The organism is Pseudomonas sp. CJQ_9 (assembly GCF_043106615.1).
GTDB lineage: Bacteria > Pseudomonadota > Gammaproteobacteria > Pseudomonadales > Pseudomonadaceae > Aquipseudomonas > Aquipseudomonas juntendi.
The window spans coordinates 15,568-34,348 of the sequence record NZ_JBICMS010000027.1 but is presented as its reverse complement, the minus strand read 5'-3'; the positions used below and the strand labels follow the sequence as shown (position 1 = coordinate 34,348).

At 64.3% G+C, this 18,781-nt stretch carries 13 protein-coding genes; 5 read left to right on the top strand and 8 right to left on the bottom strand.

The features are described from left to right. Nucleotides 1–34: 34 nt before the first annotated feature. The 3 genes from ACF8SD_RS04735 to gnd all read right to left on the bottom strand — a co-directional run bounded on the left by ACF8SD_RS04735 (nucleotide 35) and on the right by gnd (nucleotide 4,457). A complete protein-coding gene (locus tag ACF8SD_RS04735; protein ID WP_392483962.1) occupies nucleotides 35–1,831 on the bottom strand; it encodes a glycoside hydrolase family 15 protein in 1,797 nt (598 codons plus the stop codon). Between the two features lie 140 nt (nucleotides 1,832–1,971). Beyond that, nucleotides 1,972–3,477, bottom strand: a complete 1,506-nt coding sequence (zwf, locus tag ACF8SD_RS04730; RefSeq protein ID WP_392483961.1) for a glucose-6-phosphate dehydrogenase — start codon at nucleotides 3,475–3,477, stop codon at nucleotides 1,972–1,974. Continuing rightward, nucleotides 3,474–4,457 carry a phosphogluconate dehydrogenase (NAD(+)-dependent, decarboxylating) gene (gene gnd, locus ACF8SD_RS04725; protein ID WP_029887475.1) on the bottom strand — a complete coding sequence of 328 codons (984 nt, stop codon included), beginning with the start codon at nucleotides 4,455–4,457 and terminating at the stop codon, nucleotides 3,474–3,476. Before gnd ends, zwf begins: the two co-directional genes overlap by 4 nt. 201 nt (nucleotides 4,458–4,658) lie before the next feature. On the opposite strand from gnd, the gene ACF8SD_RS04720 reads away from it, so the two are divergent. The 5 genes from ACF8SD_RS04720 (at nucleotide 4,659) to ACF8SD_RS04700 (ending at nucleotide 10,989) form a co-directional block, all read left to right on the top strand. Next, nucleotides 4,659–4,826, top strand: a complete 168-nt coding sequence (locus ACF8SD_RS04720) for a DUF6026 family protein (protein WP_009683150.1) — start codon at nucleotides 4,659–4,661, stop codon at nucleotides 4,824–4,826. A 186-nt stretch (nucleotides 4,827–5,012) separates the two neighbouring features. Continuing rightward, nucleotides 5,013–5,918: a LysR family transcriptional regulator gene (locus ACF8SD_RS04715; protein ID WP_029887476.1), complete on the top strand. Its 906-nt coding sequence runs from the start codon at nucleotides 5,013–5,015 to the stop codon at nucleotides 5,916–5,918. A gap of 165 nt (nucleotides 5,919–6,083) precedes the next feature. Next, nucleotides 6,084–7,043, top strand: a complete 960-nt coding sequence (locus ACF8SD_RS04710; protein ID WP_392483960.1) for a hypothetical protein — start codon at nucleotides 6,084–6,086, stop codon at nucleotides 7,041–7,043. Beyond that, complete coding sequence (locus ACF8SD_RS04705) at nucleotides 7,040–10,219, top strand: T6SS effector BTH_I2691 family protein (RefSeq protein ID WP_392483959.1); 3,180 nt, start codon at nucleotides 7,040–7,042, stop codon at nucleotides 10,217–10,219. Before ACF8SD_RS04710 ends, ACF8SD_RS04705 begins: the two co-directional genes overlap by 4 nt. Nucleotides 10,220–10,383: 164 nt before the next feature. After that, nucleotides 10,384–10,989: a DUF6708 domain-containing protein gene (locus tag ACF8SD_RS04700; RefSeq protein WP_249414331.1), complete on the top strand. Its 606-nt coding sequence runs from the start codon at nucleotides 10,384–10,386 to the stop codon at nucleotides 10,987–10,989. Between the two features lie 101 nt (nucleotides 10,990–11,090). On the opposite strand, the gene ACF8SD_RS04695 is transcribed toward ACF8SD_RS04700, so the two are convergent. From ACF8SD_RS04695 to kdpA, 5 genes are read right to left on the bottom strand one after another with little or no spacing between them, the layout of a single operon-like run. After that, nucleotides 11,091–11,786 carry a response regulator gene (locus ACF8SD_RS04695; protein ID WP_173888305.1) on the bottom strand — a complete coding sequence of 232 codons (696 nt, stop codon included), beginning with the start codon at nucleotides 11,784–11,786 and terminating at the stop codon, nucleotides 11,091–11,093. Continuing rightward, the gene (locus tag ACF8SD_RS04690) at nucleotides 11,783–14,437 is read right to left on the bottom strand and encodes a DUF4118 domain-containing protein (protein ID WP_392483958.1); all 2,655 of its coding nucleotides are present in this window, start codon (nucleotides 14,435–14,437) and stop codon (nucleotides 11,783–11,785) included. Before ACF8SD_RS04690 ends, ACF8SD_RS04695 begins: the two co-directional genes overlap by 4 nt. A gap of 3 nt (nucleotides 14,438–14,440) precedes the next feature. Then, nucleotides 14,441–15,004 (bottom strand): potassium-transporting ATPase subunit KdpC, encoded by a 564-nt coding sequence (gene kdpC, locus ACF8SD_RS04685; RefSeq protein WP_173888301.1) that lies wholly within the window; start codon nucleotides 15,002–15,004, stop codon nucleotides 14,441–14,443. Nucleotides 15,005–15,014: 10 nt separating this feature from the next. Then, nucleotides 15,015–17,069: a potassium-transporting ATPase subunit KdpB gene (gene kdpB, locus ACF8SD_RS04680; RefSeq protein ID WP_392483957.1), complete on the bottom strand. Its 2,055-nt coding sequence runs from the start codon at nucleotides 17,067–17,069 to the stop codon at nucleotides 15,015–15,017. Nucleotides 17,070–17,078: 9 nt separating this feature from the next. Then, complete coding sequence (kdpA, locus tag ACF8SD_RS04675) at nucleotides 17,079–18,773, bottom strand: potassium-transporting ATPase subunit KdpA (RefSeq protein WP_392483956.1); 1,695 nt, start codon at nucleotides 18,771–18,773, stop codon at nucleotides 17,079–17,081. Nucleotides 18,774–18,781 lie beyond the last annotated feature (8 nt).

The window sequence follows — 18,781 nt, the reverse complement described above, 5'->3', positions numbered from 1 at the left end:
TTGCCGGAGCGCGCACAAATCTGGTGCAGCCGGCTTAACCGCAACTGGCCCGGTCGCGGGCCGGGCAGCTGGCCTGCTGGAGGTTCAGGGCGGTGTTGATGATGCCGATATGGCTGAACGCCTGCGGGTAGTTGCCAAGCATGCGCTGGCAGGCCGGGTCGTATTGCTCGGCCAGCAGGCCCACGTCGTTGCACAGGCCGGTCAAACGCTCGTACAACGCTTGCGCTTGCGCCATCCGGCCCAGCAGGATGTAGACGTCGGCCAGCCAGAACGAGCACACCAGGAAAGTACCCTCGCCCGGGGCCAGGCCATCGCCTGCACTGTCACTGTCGTAGCGCATCAGCAAACCGTTTTTCAGCAAGCGTTGCTCGATCTGTTCCAGTGTGCGCAGAAAGCGCGGGTCATCGGCAGGCAGGAAGCCGGTCAGGGCGATCTGCAACAGGCTGGCGTCCATCTCATCCGAACCATAAGCCTGAACGAAGAAACTGCCGCTGCTGTCGAGCCCTTGCTCACACACTTCACGGCGGATCTGGTCGGCCACCTGGCGGTAATGCTGGCCATGCTCACGGCCTTCTTCGGTGGTGTCTGCCAAGCCGGCAGCGCGGTCGAACGCCACCCAGGCCATCACCTTGGAGTGCACGAACTGCTGGCGGCCGCCGCGGACCTCCCAGATACCCTCGTCCGGCTGGCGCCAGATACGTTCCACATAAGGCAGGATCAGCCGGGAGATGGCGGCGCTACGCGGATGGCGCGGCAAGCCGCCCTTGATTGCCTGGCTCATGGCATCGGCCAGTTCGCCATAGATATCCAGCTGCGCCTGGGCCGACGCGGCATTGCCCACCCGCACCGGTTGCGAGTGCTCGTAACCCGGCAACCAGGGCAAGGTGTATTCCTGCAGGTCGCGCTCGCCACCCAGGCCGTACATGATCTGCATCTGTTCGGGGTTGCCGGCCACCGAGCGCAGCAGCCATTCGCGCCAGGCCTGGGCCTCGTCGAAATAGCCCAGGTTCATGAATGCCAGCAAGGTCATGGTGGCGTCGCGCAGCCAGCAGAAACGGTAATCCCAGTTGCGCTCGCCGCCGAGTTGTTCCGGCAACGACGTGGTGACGGCCGCAACGATGCCGCCAGTAGGCGCATATGTCATGGCTTTCAGGGTGAGCAACGAGCGACGAACCAGTGCGCTGTAGGGGCCCACCTGAGGGCAGCGGTCGGCGAACGCCTGCCAGTGCTCGCAGGTATAGGCCAGGGCCGCGTCGGCATCGCAGCCGGGCTGCACCGGCAGGTGCGAGGGCTGGTGGCGCAGGTTGAACACCTGGCGCTGGCCGGCCGCCACGCGAAAGCGCGCGCCGGTGTGGTGGTCGCGGGCATGGGGCGGTACGGTGCTGCACAGGATCAGGCGGTCGGGGCCGGCCACCGCGCTGAGGGTGAGCGGGTCCAGGCGTTCGACCCATGGCACGCTGCGCCCGTAATCGAAGCGCATGACCAGGTCCATTTCAAAATTGGTTTCGCCCGAGAGACCTTCGACGATGCGCACCACGGCGTTGACGTCACCCAGCGGCATGAAATCGAGTACGCGGGCCCGGCCAGTGGCAGTGACCCACGTAGTTTCCAGCACCAGCGTATCGTTCAGGTACTGCCGGCTGCAGTGCTCGACCGGGTCGCAAGGGGCCAGGCGCCAGCGGCCGTTTTCTTCGTTGCCCAGCAAGGCGGCGAACACGGCCGGGGCGTCGAAGCGTGGCAGGCATAGCCAGTCGAGCGAGCCATCACGGCTGACCAGGGCGGCGCTGCGGCAATTGCCCAGCAGGGCGTAATCTTCTATGTGGGCGGGCATCGCGTTTCCTTAAAGTGGTTGCCTGTGCTGGCCCTTTCGCTTGTCAACCCGCCCCACAGGGCCGCGCCGCCCAAGGGGTTGTGCAGCACCTGTCAGAGGGGTTTCACGCGCGAAGCGGCCGGCACACGCTGACAAACCTGTTACCCCAATCGGTGCCATTCCCGCTTGTCCCGGCTCAGCAGGTCATTGCCCGCCTCGGGGCCATCTTCACCCGCCGGGTACTCGTGCACCTCGCCCCCCTGGGCCCAGGCGTCGAGGAACGGCTGCACGGCACGCCAGCCGTTCTCGATGTTGTCGGCCCGCTGGAACAGGGTCTGGTCACCGGTCAGGCAGTCATAGATCAAGGTCTCGTAGCCGGTCGCCGGGGTCATCTTGAAGAAGTCCTTGTAGGCAAAGCCCAGCTCGACGTTCTCCATCACCAACTCCGGCCCGGGGCGCTTGGCCTGCAGGTCGAACCACATGCCTTCGTTGGGCTGAATCTGGATTTTCAGGTAATTGGGTTTGGGCCGCTCCAGCTCCGACTCGCGGAACTGCGCGTACGGTGCCGGCTTGAAACAGATGGCAATCTCGGTGTCACGCACGCTCATGCGCTTGCCGGTACGCAAGTAGAACGGCACGCCCGCCCAACGCCAGTTGTCGATCATCACCTTCAGCGCCACGTAGGTTTCGGTCTGGCTGTCGGGCGCGACGTTGGCCTCCTCGCGGTAGCCGGGCAGGTGCTTGCGCCCCTGCTTGCCGGCGCTGTACTGGCCCCGCACGGAATGCTTCAGCGCCATCTTCGCCGACCACGGGCGGATGGCGCCGATCACCTTGGCCTTTTCGCCGCGCACGGCGTCGGCGCCGAACGCTGCCGGCGGTTCCATGGCAACCATGGCCAGCAGCTGGAACAGGTGGTTGGGCACCATGTCGCGCAAGGCGCCGGTGGCGTCGTAGAAGCCACCCCGCGTCTCGACACCGACGGTTTCTGCGGCGGTGATCTGCACATGGTCGATGTAGTGGTTGTTCCAGAAAGACTCGAATAGCCCATTGGAGAACCGGCTGACCAGAATGTTCTGCACCGTTTCCTTGCCCAGGTAATGGTCGATACGGTAGATCTGCCGCTCGCCCATCACCTTCAGCAGGCAGGCGTTCAACGCCTCGGCACTGGCCAGGTCGGTGCCGAACGGCTTCTCCACCACTACCCGGCGAAAGCCGCCGGCAGACTCGTCGAGCAAGCCGGCCTCGCCAAGGCGCTGGGCCACTTCAGGGAAGAAACGCGGCGAGGTGGCCAGGTAAAAGATGGCGTTGCCGTGGCTGGTCTTCTCGATGCGCTTGCCCAGGGCCTGGTAAGTGGCCGGGTCGAGAAAATCGCCCGTCTGGTAGTCCAGGCGCTTGGCCAGCCGCGCCCAGAGTTTTTCGTCCAGGCACTGCGCGGCGCCCTCGCCGCCCTTGTCCCGCTCAGCCATGAACGCATGCAGGCGTGCGGCAAACTCCTCGGCCGTGGCAGGGTTGTGATCAACGCCAACGATGCGCAGGTTGCGGTCGAGCAAACCGTCGCGGCTGAGGTTGTACAGCGCAGGCATGAGCAAGCGCTTGACCAGGTCGCCATTGGCGCCGAACAGAAACAGCGTGCAGGGGGGTGCGGCCGGAGTGCTCTTTTTAGTCATTCGTCTTTTTTCTCGACATGGCCACCGAAGCCCAGGCGCATGGCCGAGAGCACTTTGTCACCGTAGGTGCCCTGCTGCTGACGCGAGCGGAAACGGGCAAACAATGCGCTGGACAGGACCGGTACCGGCACTGCCTGCTCCACGGCGGCATCGATGGTCCAGCGGCCCTCGCCACTGTCGGATACCGAACCACTGAACTGCGACAGCTGCGGGTCGGCCACCAGCGCATCGGCGGTGAGGTCGAGCAGCCACGAGGTGACCACACTGCCCCGGCGCCATACCTCGGCGATTTCGGCCACATCAAGGTCGAAGCGCTGGTCTTCCGGCAGTTCGTTGCCGCCTTTGCTGCGAAGCAGGTCGAAGCCTTCGGCATAGGCCTGCATCAGGCCGTACTCGATGCCGTTGTGCACCATTTTCACGTAGTGGCCAGCACCCGGTGGGCCAGCGTGGATATAACCATGCTCGGCGCGCTGGTGTTCGCCGCTGCGGCCATGGGTGCGCGGAATGTCCCCTACACCCGGTGCCAACGCCTTGAACAGCGGCTCCAGGCGCTCGAACACGTCCTTCTCGCCACCGATCATCATGCAGTAGCCGCGGTCCAGGCCCCATACCCCGCCAGAGGTACCTACGTCCAGGTAATGCAGGCCACGCTTGGCCAGCTCGGCGGCGCGGCGCATGTCGTCCTTGTAGAAGGTGTTGCCGCCGTCGATGATGGCATCGCCCGGCTCCAGCAGCTCGGCCAGTTGCGCGATGGTCTGCTCGGTCGGCTCGCCAGCCGGCAGCATCACCCACACCGCGCGTGGCGCTTTCAGTTTTTGCACCAGCGCGCCAAGGTCGTGTGCGCCCTGGGCGCCCTCGCCTTCAAGGCCGGTAACCGCCTCGCGGTTGCGGTCGTGCACCACGGTGCGGTGGCCAGCGCGCATCAGGCGCCTTGCGATATTGCCGCCCATGCGGCCCAGCCCGACGATTCCCAGTTGCATGAGCCGATGCTCCCCTTTCGAAATAAATGACAACAGTCCAGCTGTTCAGGTTAGTCCAGCATGCCGCCCGAGGGTTCAGCGACGAACGGCAAGACCACGATAAACAAAAAAGTTCCCAAGGCTTGTGAAAGAATTCAAAATGCGCCCGCCAGAAGCGTCTACGCTTTGAATTGTCACCAGCCAAAACCGCGAGGTGTGCTCATGGGTACCTTGATGCCTGCAACCCCAACCCAGACCCTCTATGTCTCCGTGCGCCGTGATGAGCTGCGTAAACTCAAAGACGAACGTGACCAACTGCGCCAGCAGGTCGCCGAGCTGAATGTGCTGCTGGACCAGGCACGCATCGCCGCAAAAGCCATCGACCTCTGATTTTCCCCCGCCCTCGGTGGGAGTCCTGCGCTCCCACGCTGCAGCCCTGCCCCGCGGTAAAAGTTGAATTGTGAAGGGTTCGCCTTCAAGGCGCGCGATTTCAGGCCTCGAAAAACTCGAACCCTCCACCGGCCACCCCATCCAGTACCATCGGCTATCAACGCCTCCACATCAGGTTCAGCGAACATGGCTTTCTCCAGCGACTCCCTGGCAATCTTCCTCGCAGTGCTGGATGCCGGCTCGTTCTCCGCCGCCGCCCGCAAGCTGGGGCGGGTACCGTCCGCGGTAAGCATGGCAATCGCTCAACTCGAGGCCGAACTGGACCTGCCGCTGTTCGACCGGGCAACGCGCAAGGCCCTGCCCACCAGCGCCGCCCTGGCCCTGGAGCCTCAAGCCAGGCAAGTGATCTGCCAGCTCAATCTGCTTGATGCCCAGGCCCTGCAATTGCACAAAGGCCTGGAGAAACGCCTGACCATCGCCATGGCGCCCGAACTGCAGACCGGGCGCTGGAGCCAGCCACTGGAAACCCTCGCCCAGGCGTTTCCCAGCCTGGAAGTGGAAGTGCGCTCGGCGACCCAGACCGAGGCCATTCGCCTGCTGCACGAAGGCAGCGTGCAACTGGCACTGGTGTTCGAGCGGCCAGGCATCGATGAGCGCGAGTCATTCCTCGAAGCCGGGAGCCAACTGCTGGTTGCGGTGGCCTCGCCGCGCCATCCGGCCGGGCAGAACAGCGGCACGCCGTTGCCCGAAGAAGCCTTCGCCGAGCAACGGCAAATCATCGTGGCTTCGGGCAAGCCCACCGGCTCGGACCCGCGCATGGTGCTGTCGCGGCGCATCTGGCTGACCGACAGCTACCTGGCCACCCTGGATCTGGTGCAGTCCGGGCTGGGTTGGGCATACCTGCCACAACCCCTGGTGGAACCACTGATTGCATCCGGCGCGCTGGCCGAAGTGCGCTTCGACAACATGGCCAGCCGCTTGCGCTTGTGGGTGGACATCATCTGGCTCAAGGCACGCCCCTTGGGCCTGGGCGCCCGCCGTTATCTGGACGTCATGCGCCAGTGCTTCGAGGCAGAGCCGCCCAGGGCCTGAACGGTGATTGCCCAGCGCCCGGCTAAGCCAATAGGTGCCGGCGGTACGGTGCGGGCAGATTCAAAAAAAGAAAATTCCTACAGCCCGCTAAGACTCCAGTAACTGCCCACTGAAGCGATTCCTCGCTAGATTCGCGCTCGCCATCCGGAAGAAAAGGAACTTCTCATGTCGAGCCAAGCCGCACGCGGCTACCAACAGTCGGTGGATGACTTCGCGCACCGCCACCGCCACCGCGATGAAGCCTTTTACCTGCTGCTGGCCCCCTTCGCTGGCTGCCCGAGCGGGCACCCGCTGGACATCACCATGCTGGCCGAGGCGCTGGGCAGTGACGCCGTAACGCGCATCGACAGCAGCGGCCTGGTGCAGGCCCCTGAACGCTGGCCTGCGCTGGTGCGCCTGGCCCGCCCCGGCCAGGCATGCGGCGCTCTGGCCGCATTGAGCGCAACCTACGCCGCCCGAGAGGCTACGGCCACCTGGCACTATGTGTGTGCCTGGTTGCTCAGCGATCAACCCGCCGAAGCCATTGCCCGGCACATCAGCCAGCAGTGCCATGTGCTGCATCAGCCCGCCCCGCATGGCATCACGGCCTGGTACGAACCCGTGAGGCTGGCGTTGCTGCGCGTCACCCTGAACAATGCTGGCGCAGTACTCGGGCCAATTCGCAGCTGGCTGCATCCCGATGGTTGCGGCAGTTGCACGGTGCTCGAACGGCCATCGCCGGCTGGCGAGCTGCGCATCACCCGTGAAGTCCGCGCAACCCAGAACGTCGCGCCCCAGATCATTCAACTGCTCAGTGCCTGGCATCGCCTGGCGACCACGCAAACTGGCGCCCCCCGTGGCCAATGCCCAGGCTCATCCGGCTTGCCGGCCAACGCCCCCGTCCATGTCATGAACCTGATGATCAGGGCCTTCAGGCAGGGCCTGCGCGACCGTGCCGATATCCAGTGCATGTGCCTGCACCTGCTCATGATCCACCCCTTGCTGCTGCAGCACCCGACCATCCAGCGCGACGTGGCACAGGCAGTGGCTGGCCAGCAGCGCCTGGCAGCCTGCTTCGCCCGCTACGGCGACAGTGCCTGGGCACGCATCGTCGCCGACCTGCCGCAGGCAAGAGGCTACTCATGAGCATCAGTGCAAACATCCATGCCGCCATGCAGGAAGAAATCCCCAACAGCCACGGTGGCTGCAACGCCTGCGGGCGTATTGGCCTGCCCATCCTGCTGCTGCGCGAGGCCTATGCCCCGCGCCCCGATGCCGGGCACCTGTTTCGCTGGGCCAGTGATAGCGAAATCACCTACCACCCGATGCATACCGACCAGCTCCGCCTGTTGCGCCAGGGTTACGTCTACGTGCTGCTCGACCAGGCCACCTGGCAGGCCTACGCAGTGGCGGCCGATGCCACCTTGCAGCGGTTTCCGGTATCGCAGATGCCGCTGGGGCCGCCCAGGCCATTGCCCAAATGGTGTGCCACCGCAGGCCATGACGTCATCGCCTCGTTCATCAACCTCGACACGTCGCTGTACCGCACCGCATGGGTTGCCTTCGCCAACGATCCCTGGCCGCGCACCGTGCTCGACCGCTACCGCAAAGGCATCGCCCAGTCAGACCCAGCCACCCTCGCCCGCTTCGTCGAAGTCGACCTGCACCGCGCACGCAATGACCCCGCCAGCCTCGGCATCGCCATGACCGACAGTTTCCGCTTCGGCATGGAGGGCGTGCTCGAGTTCTCCACCTTTTCATCGGCCCGGTTCACGAGTGCTCACGGCTTCTACAGCCGTTTGGGTCGGTGGTCCGAAACCCACAACTATCTGCGTACCGTCATTGCCCGGGAACAACTGCCAAACGGTGTGCTGGCACTGACCTTGCCCGACCCCGTCGGCATGGTGGTGGAACTGAACGCCCAGCGCACAGGTTGGGTCCAGGCCATGCAGGCGTGGCGCGCGCAGCCGCAGCGGCACTTCGAGTACTTCACCTCCCAGGCGTTGCTGGGCATCCAGCAACTGCACGCGGCCACGGCCGCCGCACAGGGCGCCGAGGCAGCTGAGCGTGAGGCACGCCAGGTCGAACAGTGGAACAACAGCCCCGTCGGCATCAAGGCGCACCTGCCGCCAGTGGATATCGCAAGGCAGACACGCCGCAACACCGCCCGCAACCAGGAGCAAGCCCGGGACCGCTTGCAAGCGCGCTATGACGAAAGCGCCCGCGCGGCGTTCCAGGCTGGCTACGACCGTGAACTGCACCACTGGCAGTCGATGATCGACCAGGTTGGCCAGCTGTACGCGCTGCACCACGCCCAGCCGGCGTTTCACCAGATCAGTCGCTTCGACTACGACGCTGCCGACCCGGTCTCGGTCGAGTACTTCATCCAGATGATGGCCAACTGCCTGGCCGGTGGCCCTAGCGAACTGGTGCCCGAGGAAGGTCAGCCGCTGGGTATGACGCAGCTCGTCTGGCAGCACCTGCTGGAAGACGAGCACAGCTTGTTGTACCAGGCGCTGATGGCCAGGAACCAGACGCTGCTGCAGCACGTGATCGGCGGCTTGGCAGGCGACGACTTCGGCAAGGTCTACGACATCATCAAAGCCATCGCTGGCACCCCCGAGGGCCAGTTGCTGATGGTCAAGCCGCTGCAGGATGCCATCGGTCAACTGCTGGCCGCGACCACCAGCGCAGGGAATACGCTCGCCCAGCACCTCAGCGAACACAGCCGCACCCTGGTCGGCCATGTGCACCGTGCGGCTTTCGCGCTGTATGCCGGGCAGCACGTAACCCCGCTGCGGGTTTCATTGACCGTCGGCGAGTACCTGAGCGTGCTCGACGAGGCCCTGCAAATCCGCACCGATGCATTTTTGCAGCAAGTCGACCAGCAGTTCCGCGACCCCGTGGGGCGCAAGGTCCGCGCCATGGTGCTGAGCGGCGCAATCCATATCGCCGCGGTCGGTAACCGCAACCAGATGATCGACGTGGTGCTGTGGACCTTCGAGAGCGCCGAGCAATTACAGGCACGGTTGGTCCAGCTGAAGTCGTCGACGGCCGAAGGTTTCGGCGCGCTGGTGCGCAATGTGGCGATCGGTGCAGCCTCGGTAAAGGCACAGGTGTCTGCCGGGCTGCAGATCAGTTCGATGGCGGCGCAAAGCGTGGCCAGCGATGCAATGCGTAGCCTGCGGGATGCGGCGACCGGTACGGGCAGCGTCGGCCTGCTGCTTGCGCTGGGCGGGCTGTGGTTTCAGCAGGACAGCCTGCGCAGAAATTACCGGGCGTTACAGCAAACACATCAGCACAACCCCGAGGCGCAGGCGGCGGTCTGGTCTTCATCGCTGGGGGTGCTGGGTGCCAGTGTTGAGGCCGCAGGACTGGTTGTTGCGCAGGTATTCGCACGTACACAGCGCCCTGGGCAGATACTAACGGCGGGTTTGGGCATCAGTATTGCGCGGTACGGCGGTGGCATCGCGGCGATGGCTGGTGTTATGGATGCCGTGCAGTACTGGAATGCCGGCCTTCGAACTGGCCGTGAGGGTGATGAGTTAGCGAGCCTCTCATACAAGCACGCAGCCGCAGCATCAGTACTCTCTGCTGGCGCTGGCATTGTTAACGCCGTATTGACGACCTCTCTTCTCATCGCGCTAGGCACTGTTGTTTTACTTGGACTGGCGGCCTACGCACTGGCGATAAACGCCAAAGACCATGAGTCTTCATTGTTAGAGCTGTGGACACGACACAGTAAATGGGGAAAGCCAGAGGGCCATCGACGCTGGATCGAAGACAAAGACCTCGACAACGCTGTTAGCGCATTCAATGCAGCAGTCATTGGTCTACACGCTTACGTGTCGATCGAAACGAGATTTCATTCCTCCCACACCGCAAATACGCCATATTCAGCAGGAGGGATGCTTAATGACGGAAACGCTGTTGCGGCGGGCTTCTATCTAGACGTAAATCTCAGTCTGCCGAACCCGACCTCCGAATTGACGCAGTACGAATGGCATCTTGTAATAATCCCATCACGCGTTGGTCAACCATGTTGCATCGCCGCTTATAACTCTGATACCGGGAGAATCGAATACAACTCAAGAGCTTCAGAAGGTGTCCTCGCTGAGCCTGCGAGTCTCGATAAACACTTTATCTTCAAAGCCCTCGACAGAACCATTCGCATCACTGGCTCACTTCCCCTTTCGGACAATCATAATATAGAGGGGATAGAGTTGACTCTTGCCTATTGGCCCAACAGACACGATAAATCGAACCATGCAAAAGTGATAACAATCGAGAATAAAATTAATTCCACCTGGAGTATCTTCTAATGCCCCGGCCGCTACTGAATCCTCCTTGTGCTGGTTGGAAGGAAGACCTTCCCCTACCCGATGCTCCCTGCACAAGTATACCTGGCTTAGGTTACCAACCCCCAAACCACCAAGATTCAATCTACCTTGAAATAGCTAGAGCTATAAGCGGAGCCAGGGAATTAATGGCCATAATTTCACTGCCCGTTATTTTTTTCACTGCCTACTTACCCATTGAGACAATAAAAACTCTCGAACAATTTGACTTTGAGTTCCTAATCATTAGCATTTTTTCATTAGTCAGCGGAGTATGGGGATCCGTTTTTTTCATTCGAATCAGTCTATCTCTCCCCCGCGACGAACCCATTCGTTTCAACCGGAAACGAAAAAAAATCTATGCCTACAACTTCAAATACTGTTGGTGGAAGCCTTTCGGAACCTGGAGAGTCGAGCCAGTCTGCTACGACTGGTCGCAAGTGCGCGCCGAGCGCTGGTTTCAGCGTGGCCTGCCGGGAAGCGGTGCGCCCAGTTTCAAATGTGGGGTGGTGCTGTCCATCGTCGCACCCGGAACGAACAACGTCATCGACCGGTTTCCCCTGAGTACCATGGGGGCGGACCAGCATGCCTGGGCTTACATCTGCACTTACATGCAGCAAGGCCCCAGCGCCTTGCCCCCACCTGGGGAGCCCAAGGATCACAACGACGTACTCTGGTGTGAGTTCGCCTTGCGCCTGGCCCCTAAAGTGGAGTGGCCGGCCGAAATGGATCTGGAGTCAAGAACCGCACCTTGAAGTCACCCGATGCTCAATTCACCGGGCGAAGAACCTGTTCCACCCCAGGCAGCCGCGCGGTCGGCGCTGCGTGATCCCGCCGCAACGAGCGCGACTTTCCGCTAGGCAACAGGCGCCACCAGCCTATACCCCACCCCCGCCTCGGTGATGATGAAGCGTGGCGCCGTAGGGTCATCGCCTAGCTTCTGGCGCAGGTGCCCGACCACGATGCGCAGGTAATGGGTATCCTCCACATGGCTGGGCCCCCAGATATCCTTGAGCAACTGCTGCTGGGTCATCACTCGCCCCGGGTGCCCGGCCAGTAACGCCAGCAGCGCATACTCCTTGCGTGTCAGCGCCACTTCCACGCCCTCCAGGGTTACCCGGCGAAAGGCGAAGTCCACCGTCAACGGCCCGAAGCTGGCCGCCACTTCCGAGCCCCCGGCTTGCGGCACCTGGCGCAGCAATGCACGGACCCGGGCGAGAAATTCCTGGATACCGAACGGCTTGGTCACATAGTCGTTGGCCCCACTATCCAGCGCATCGACCTTCTGCAGCTCACTGGCACGCACTGACAGCACCAACACCGGGACCGAGCTCCATTCCCGCAGCTCCCGCAACACCTGCTGGCCGTCCATGTCAGGCAGGCCCAAATCCAGCACGACCAAATCCGGCTTACCCAGGGCCGCCTGGGCCAAGCCTTCGGCGCCGGTAGCGGCCTCAAGCACCTTGTAACCTTGCGAGGCCAGGCTGATACGCAGGAATTTGCGGATCTGCGGTTCATCGTCGATAACCAACAGGGTGGCGGGCTGGCTCATGGGCTTTCACTTTCGGCTGCAGGTTGCGGGGGCAGCGGCAAGCATAAAGTGATGCCGGTGCCCTGGCCATCAATGCCTTCGCCCACCAGGATCTGCCCGCCATGGGCACCGATCATGCCCTGGCAGATGGCCAGGCCCAGGCCGGTACCCTGCCCGCCGCGATCGCCACGGGCGGCGGTGTAGAACATGTCGAAGATCTTTTCGCGATCGCCCACGGGAATGCCCGGCCCTTGGTCGCTCACGGTCAGGCACAGCCGCTCGTCCTGCACCGCCACCCGCAGTTCCAGCCGACCATTGGCCGGCGAGAAGCGCGCAGCGTTCTCCAGCACATTGACCAATGCCTGCTCGATCAATGCCGCATGCACGAACAGCAGCGGCAGATCACCGGGCACGTCGGTGTGCACGCGAAGCGGCGCCAACACCACGCGCAGGCGGTTGAGCGCACTGCCAACGATATCGGCTGGCGCCACCCAGTCGCGGGCCAGCTTGAGGCCACCGTGCCCCAGGCGTGTCATGTCCAACAGGTTCTGGATGTAGCGGTCCAGGCGCTCGGCCTCGTCGCGGGTGCCCTCCAACAGCTCGCGGCGGTCGTCGAGCGGAATCGCTTCGCCCAGCGCCAGCAAGCTGTCGATGCTGCCGCGCATGGCCGTCAATGGGGTGCGCAGGTCGTGGGACACCGAAGCCAGCAAGGCACTGCGCAGCTGCTCGGTCTCGCCATGCAAGCGCGCGGCTTCCAGTTGTTCGGCAAGGCGGGCCCGGGCCAGGGCCTGGGCCAGCGGCTGGCCAAGGGCGATCAGCAGGCGCCGACGCGGGTCGCTCAGCGGCTGGCCTGAACGTGGGCGCACGCCCAACAGCGCCAGCGGTTGCTCATCCACCGCCAGTGGCCACCACCACCAGCGCCCCTCCGGCAGGGTGTCGCTGCCGTGCCCGGCGGCCTGCCCGTGTTGCCAGGCCCAATCGGCGGCGGCCCGCTCGGTGGCGCTGAAGCCCTGCTGCTCGCCGCTGGCCACCTGCAGCTGGCCATCGGCAGTGCGCTGCAGCAGGCACACTTGCAGGTCGCGCCAGCCGCCCAGGTGCTGCCCGGCGGCGTTGAACACGGCCTGGCGGTCAGTGGCCACTGTCAGCCTGCGCGACAGGTCGAGCAGTTGGCTGGTCTGCGCCTGGGTTTCGCGCAGCGCCTGCAGCTGGCGGCGCTGGCGGGCGGCCAGGTTGCCGGTAAGGGCGGCCATCAGCAGGAAGAACACCAGCGTCAGCACATCTTCTTCGCGCTGGATGCTGAACGAGAAATTGGGCGGAATGAACAGAAAGTCATACGCCAGGAACGACAGTGCCGCGCAGGCCAGGGCCGGCCCCAGGCTGCTGCGTACCGCCACCAGCAGCACCGCGGCCAGAAACACCAGCGAGATGTTCGGCAGTGCCAGCACGCTCGACACCGCCCAAGCCAGGCCTGCGGCCATCCCGGTGGCCAGCAACGCCAACAGGTAGTGCCGCCAGACCCACACCCGGCGCACCGCCGAACGCGGCGCCGAGGGCTGTACATCGCGGTCCAGCACGTTGATTTCCAGCCCATGGCTTTCACGCAACAGCCGGGCAGCCACCCCTGCACCGAACCAGCGCCGGTGCACACGGTCGCGCGACTGGCCGACCAGTACCAGGCTGGCGCGCCGCTCGGCCGCATGCTGGATCAGCGTGCGCGCCACTTCACCGGCGCGCAGCAGCACCACTTCGCCTCCCAGGCGCTCGGCCAACTGCTGGGCCGCCTGCAGGCGCTGGCGGGCTGCCTCGTCACGCAAACGGCCGTTGTCCACGTGCACCAGGCTCCACGGCAAGTGGCGGCGCTGGGCCACGCGGCTGGCGTGACGCACCAGGCGCTCGGCCTGATCATCGCCATCCACACCGACCAGCAGCCGGCCGCGCAACGCGGGGGCTGCCTGCCCGCGCTGGCGGTAGCCATGGGCCAGGTCGGCATCGACCTGGGCGGCGGCCGTCTGCATGGCCAGTTCGCGCAGTGCGGTGAGGTTGGTTTGCGAGAAAAACGCATCGATGGCGGCCCGCGCCTGCTCGGGCACGTACACCTTGCCTTCACGCAAGCGTTCCAGCAGCTCACGCGGTGGCAGGTCGATCAGCACCAGCTCAAAGGCTTCCTGCAGCACCCAGTCAGGCAAGGTTTCGCGCACGTGCACGCCGGTGATGTCGCGCACCTTGTCGTTGAGGCTTTCCAGGTGCTGCACATTGACCGTGGTGTACACGTCGATGCCCGCGGCCAGCAGCTCCTGCACGTCCTGCCAGCGCTTGGCGTGGCGGCTGCCGGGGGCATTGGTGTGCGCCAGCTCATCGACCAGTGCCAAGGCTGGCGCACACGCGAGCAGGCCGTCGAGGTCCATTTCCTCAAGGGTGACCCCCCGGTACTGGCTGCGCAGCATGGGCTGCTGCGGCAAGCCGGCAAGCAGCGCCTCGGTTTCGCAACGGCCGTGGGTTTCGACCACCCCGGCCACTACCTGCACGCCCTGGCGTTGCTGGGCATGCGCGGCTTGCAGCATGGCGAAGGTCTTGCCCACCCCCGGCGCAGCACCGAGGAACACCTTCAGCCGGCCACGGCCGGTGCGCGGCAAGGTAGCCAACAACGCGTCTGCACGCGCGGAATCACTCATGTTTCATCCTTTGCTCTTGCTGGCGAGCTTTTCCAGGGCCCGGTTCAACGCCAGCACATTGACCACCGGCGGGCCGATCAAAGGCCTGAGGGTGGCCTCTTCCTGCAAGGCTTGCAAGCGCGCCACAGGCAACTGCCGCGCCGCTGCGACCCGGGGAATCTGGTAGGCCACCGCCGCCGGTGGCAGGTGCGGGTCCAGGCCGCTGCCCGAGGTGGTCAGCAGCGCCTGCGGTACCGGCCCTTGCTGGGCCTGGTACAGCAGCGCCGCATCACCCTGGACCCGCTCCACCAGCGCCGGGTTGCTCGGCGCAAGGTTGCTGGCGCTGCTGGCCACGGTGGCATACGCGCCTGCCGAAGGCCGTGAATGGAACCAGCCATCGCCCTGGAAGTTCTGGGCAATCAGGGCCGAACCCCGCACCTGGCCCTGGTCATCGCGCACCAGGCTGCCATTGGCCTGTACCGGGAAAGCCACTTGGGCCACGCCGGTCACCGCCAGCGGGTAAAGCGCCCCAGTGATCAAGGTCATCGTCAAGGCCAAGCTCAAGGCAGGGCGTAGATAAGCGTTCATGGTGGCCTCCTCAGACCAGGTGCAGGGCGTTGAGCAACAGATCGATCAGCTTGATGCCGGCAAACGGCACCACGATGCCGCCCAACCCGTAGATCAACAGGTTGCGCCGCAACAGGTGGGCAGCGCTGGCCGCCTGGACCCGCACACCCCGTAGCGCCAAAGGAATCAGCACGACGATGATCAGGGCATTGAACACGATGGCCGAAAGGATCGCGCTTTGCGGGCTGGCCAGGTGCATCAGGTTGAGCACACCCAACTGCGGGTAGATGGCGGCGAACAGCGCCGGCAGGATGGCGAAGTACTTGGCCACGTCATTGGCGATGGAAAAGGTGGTCAGCGCCCCCCGGGTCACCAGCAACTGCTTGCCGACCTGCACCACGTCCAACAGCTTGGTCGGGTCGCTGTCCAGGTCGACCATGTTGGCCGCCTCGCGCGCCGCCTGGGTACCGTCATTCATGGCCATGCCCACGTCGGCCTGGGCCAGCGCCGGGGCGTCGTTGGCACCGTCGCCGCACATGGCCACCAGACGGCCGTCGTTCTGCTCCTGACGAATGCGCGCCAGCTTTTTCTCCGGCGTGGCCTCGGCCAGCACATCATCCACCCCGGCCTCCGCTGCGATGGCAGCAGCCGTCAACGGGTTGTCGCCGGTCACCATCACGGTGCGGATACCCAGCTTGCGCAATTCGGCGAAGCGTTCGCGGATGCCAGGCTTGACCACGTCCTTGAGGTGGATCACCCCAAGCAGGCGCTTGTCCAGGCACACCAGCAAGGGCGTGCCACCGCTCTGGGCGATGCATTCAACCTCACGGGCCAGCGCTGGCGGCATGTCCAGGCGCTGCATGCCGACGAATGCCAGCACCGCATCGACGGCACCCTTGCGGTAGCGGCGCTGCTGGAAGTCGATGCCCGACAGACGCGTTTCGGCACTGAACGCCACGGCTTCGTAGTGCCCGGCAGGGGGCTCGACAACGTCATGCAACTGACGCAGGTACTCGACGATCGACTTGCCCTCGGCGGTGTCGTCGGCCAGCGAGGCCAGCAGGGCACCCTCCCCCAGTTCCCGCGCGGTGACGCTCGGTGCGGCGTGCAGCGCGCTGCAACGGCGGTTGCCGAAGGTGATGGTGCCGGTCTTGTCGAGCATCAGGGTGTGCACGTCCCCGGCCGCTTCCACGGCACGGCCCGAGCGGGCGATCACGTTAAGCCGTACCAGCCGGTCCATACCGGCAATGCCGATGGCCGACAACAGGCCACCGATGGTGGTGGGGATCAACGTCACCAGCAAGGCAGCGAGAAAGATCAGCGGCAAGCTGCCGCCGACAAAGTGGGCGAATGGCTGCAAGGTCACCACCACGATCAGGAAGATCAGCGTCAGCCCGATCAGCAGGATGTCGAGGGCGACTTCATTGGGGGTTTTCTGCCGCTTGGCACCTTCGACCAGGGCAATCATGCGGTCCAGGGTGGACTCGCCCGGGTTGCTGGTGATGCGGATCACCAGCCAGTCCGAAACCAACCGGGTGTTACCGGTGACGGCCGAGCGGTCGCCGCCGGATTCACGAATGACCGGCGCCGACTCACCCGTGATCGCTGCCTCGTTGACCGCTGCGATCCCTTCGAGCACCTCACCATCGGCGGGGATCATTTCACCGGCCACCACACGCACCACATCGTCTTTGCGCAAGGCGCCGGCAGCCACCGTTTCATAGTGGCCGTCACGCTGACGGCGCTGGGCGGTCAAGCCTTGGCTGCCGGCCTTGAGGCTGTCGGCGCGGGCTTTACCGCGCCCTTCGGCAAGGGCTTCGGCAAAGTTGGCGAACAACACGGTGAACCACAGCCACAGGGCAATCTGCACGGCCACGCCGCGGCTGACGCCACTGCCAGGGGCAAAACACAGCACCGTGGTCAGCAGCGCAGTCACCGCCACCACCAGCATGACCGGCGAGCGCTGCAACTGGCGTGGGTCGAGCTTGACCAACGCCTGTACCAGCGCTGGGCGCCACAGCGCCGCAAAACGGGTCTGGTCTTTGGCACTGTGCCGGGCTTTCATTTCAGGAATGGGCATATTCATGGTCGATCCTCAAAAACCCAGGCTCAAATGTTCGGCGATCGGCCCAAGGGCCAAGGTCGGCAGAAACGTCAGGCCACCGACCAGCAGGATGGTCACCAGCAGCAGGCCGGTGAACAGCGGGCCGTGGGTGGGGAAGCTGTTGACCCCAAGGGGCGCGGCCTTCTTGGCCGCCAGGCTGCCGGCCAAGGCCAGTACCGGCAGGATGTAGCCGAAGCGGCCGATCAGCATGGCCAGGCCGATCATCAGGTTGTGGTACACCGTGTTGGCACCGAACCCGGCGAACGCCGAGCCGTTGTTGGCGGCACCCGAGGTGTAGGCATACAGCAGTTGGCTGAAACCATGCGCCCCCGGGTTGCTGGCCGCCCCCGCCGGGCCCGGCAGGCTGGCGGCAATGGCACCAAGCACCAGCACACCCAGTGGCATCACCAGCAGCGTGGCCACCAGCAACTGCACCTCACGGGCCTGCAGCTTCTTGCCCAGGTACTCCGGCGTACGACCAATCATCAGCCCCGCCAGGAACACGGCGATCAACACGAACAGCAACATGCCGTACAGCCCCGCGCCGACACCGCCAAAAATCACCTCACCGACCATCATGTTGACCATCGCCACCATGCCAGTCAGCGGGTTGAGGCTGTCGTGCATGGCATTGACCGAGCCATTGGATGCGGCAGTGGTGGTCACGGTCCACAGTACCGAAGCGGTAGTCCCGAAGCGGCTTTCCTTGCCTTCCATGGGGCCGCTCTGCTGGACCTGTTCGCCTGCAAGCGCCGGGTTGGGCTGGTGCTCGGCCCACAGCGCCGTGCTGCCGCCAATCAGGAACAATGCGAGCATGCAGGCAAGGATGGCGCGGCTCTGGCGCAGGTCCTTGACGTAGTGGCCGAAGGTGAACACCAGGGCCGCCGGAATGAGGATGATCGATGCCACCTCGAACAGGTTGCTCCAGGCCGTGGGGTTCTCGAACGGGTGCGCCGAGTTGACGCCGAAAAAGCCGCCGCCGTTGGTGCCCAGCTGCTTGATGGCGATCTGGCTGGCGGCCGGGCCCAACGGGATGGTCTGGTCGGCACCTTGCAGGGTCAACGCGTGGGCGTAGTCGGCAAAGGTCTGCGGAACGCCCTGCCATACCAGCAGCAGCGCCAGCAACAGGCACAACGGCAGCAAACCGTAAAGGGTGGCGCGGGTCATGTCGGCCCAGAAGTTGCCCAGCGTTGCGCTGCTACGCCGGGCAATACCGCGGCACAGCGCGACCAGCACGGCCAGGCCCGTGGCGGCGCTGACGAAGTTCTGCACCGTCAGGCCAAGCATCTGGCTCAGGTAGCTGACCGACGCCTCGCCGCTGTAAGCCTGCCAGTTGGTATTGGTGACGAAGCTGACGGCGGTATTGAATGCCAGCGACCATTCCTGGCCAGGCAGGTGCTGCGGGTTGAGGGGCAGGTAGCCCTGCAGCAGCAATACGGTGAATAAAAGCACAAAGCCGGCCAGGTTGAAGCTCAGCAACGCCAGGGTGTACTGGCGCCAGTTCTGCTCTTGGCGCGCGTCTACCCCAGCCAGCCGGTAGCAAGCCTGCTCGACCGGGCCGAGTACGGGTGACAGCCAGGTGCGCTGGCCTTCCATGACCTTGAAATAGAAACGCCCTAGCCAGGGTGCCGGCAGTAGCACCAGGGCGAAGAATGCCAGGAGCAAGGCGTAGTCGTAACTGTGCATGGCCGCTC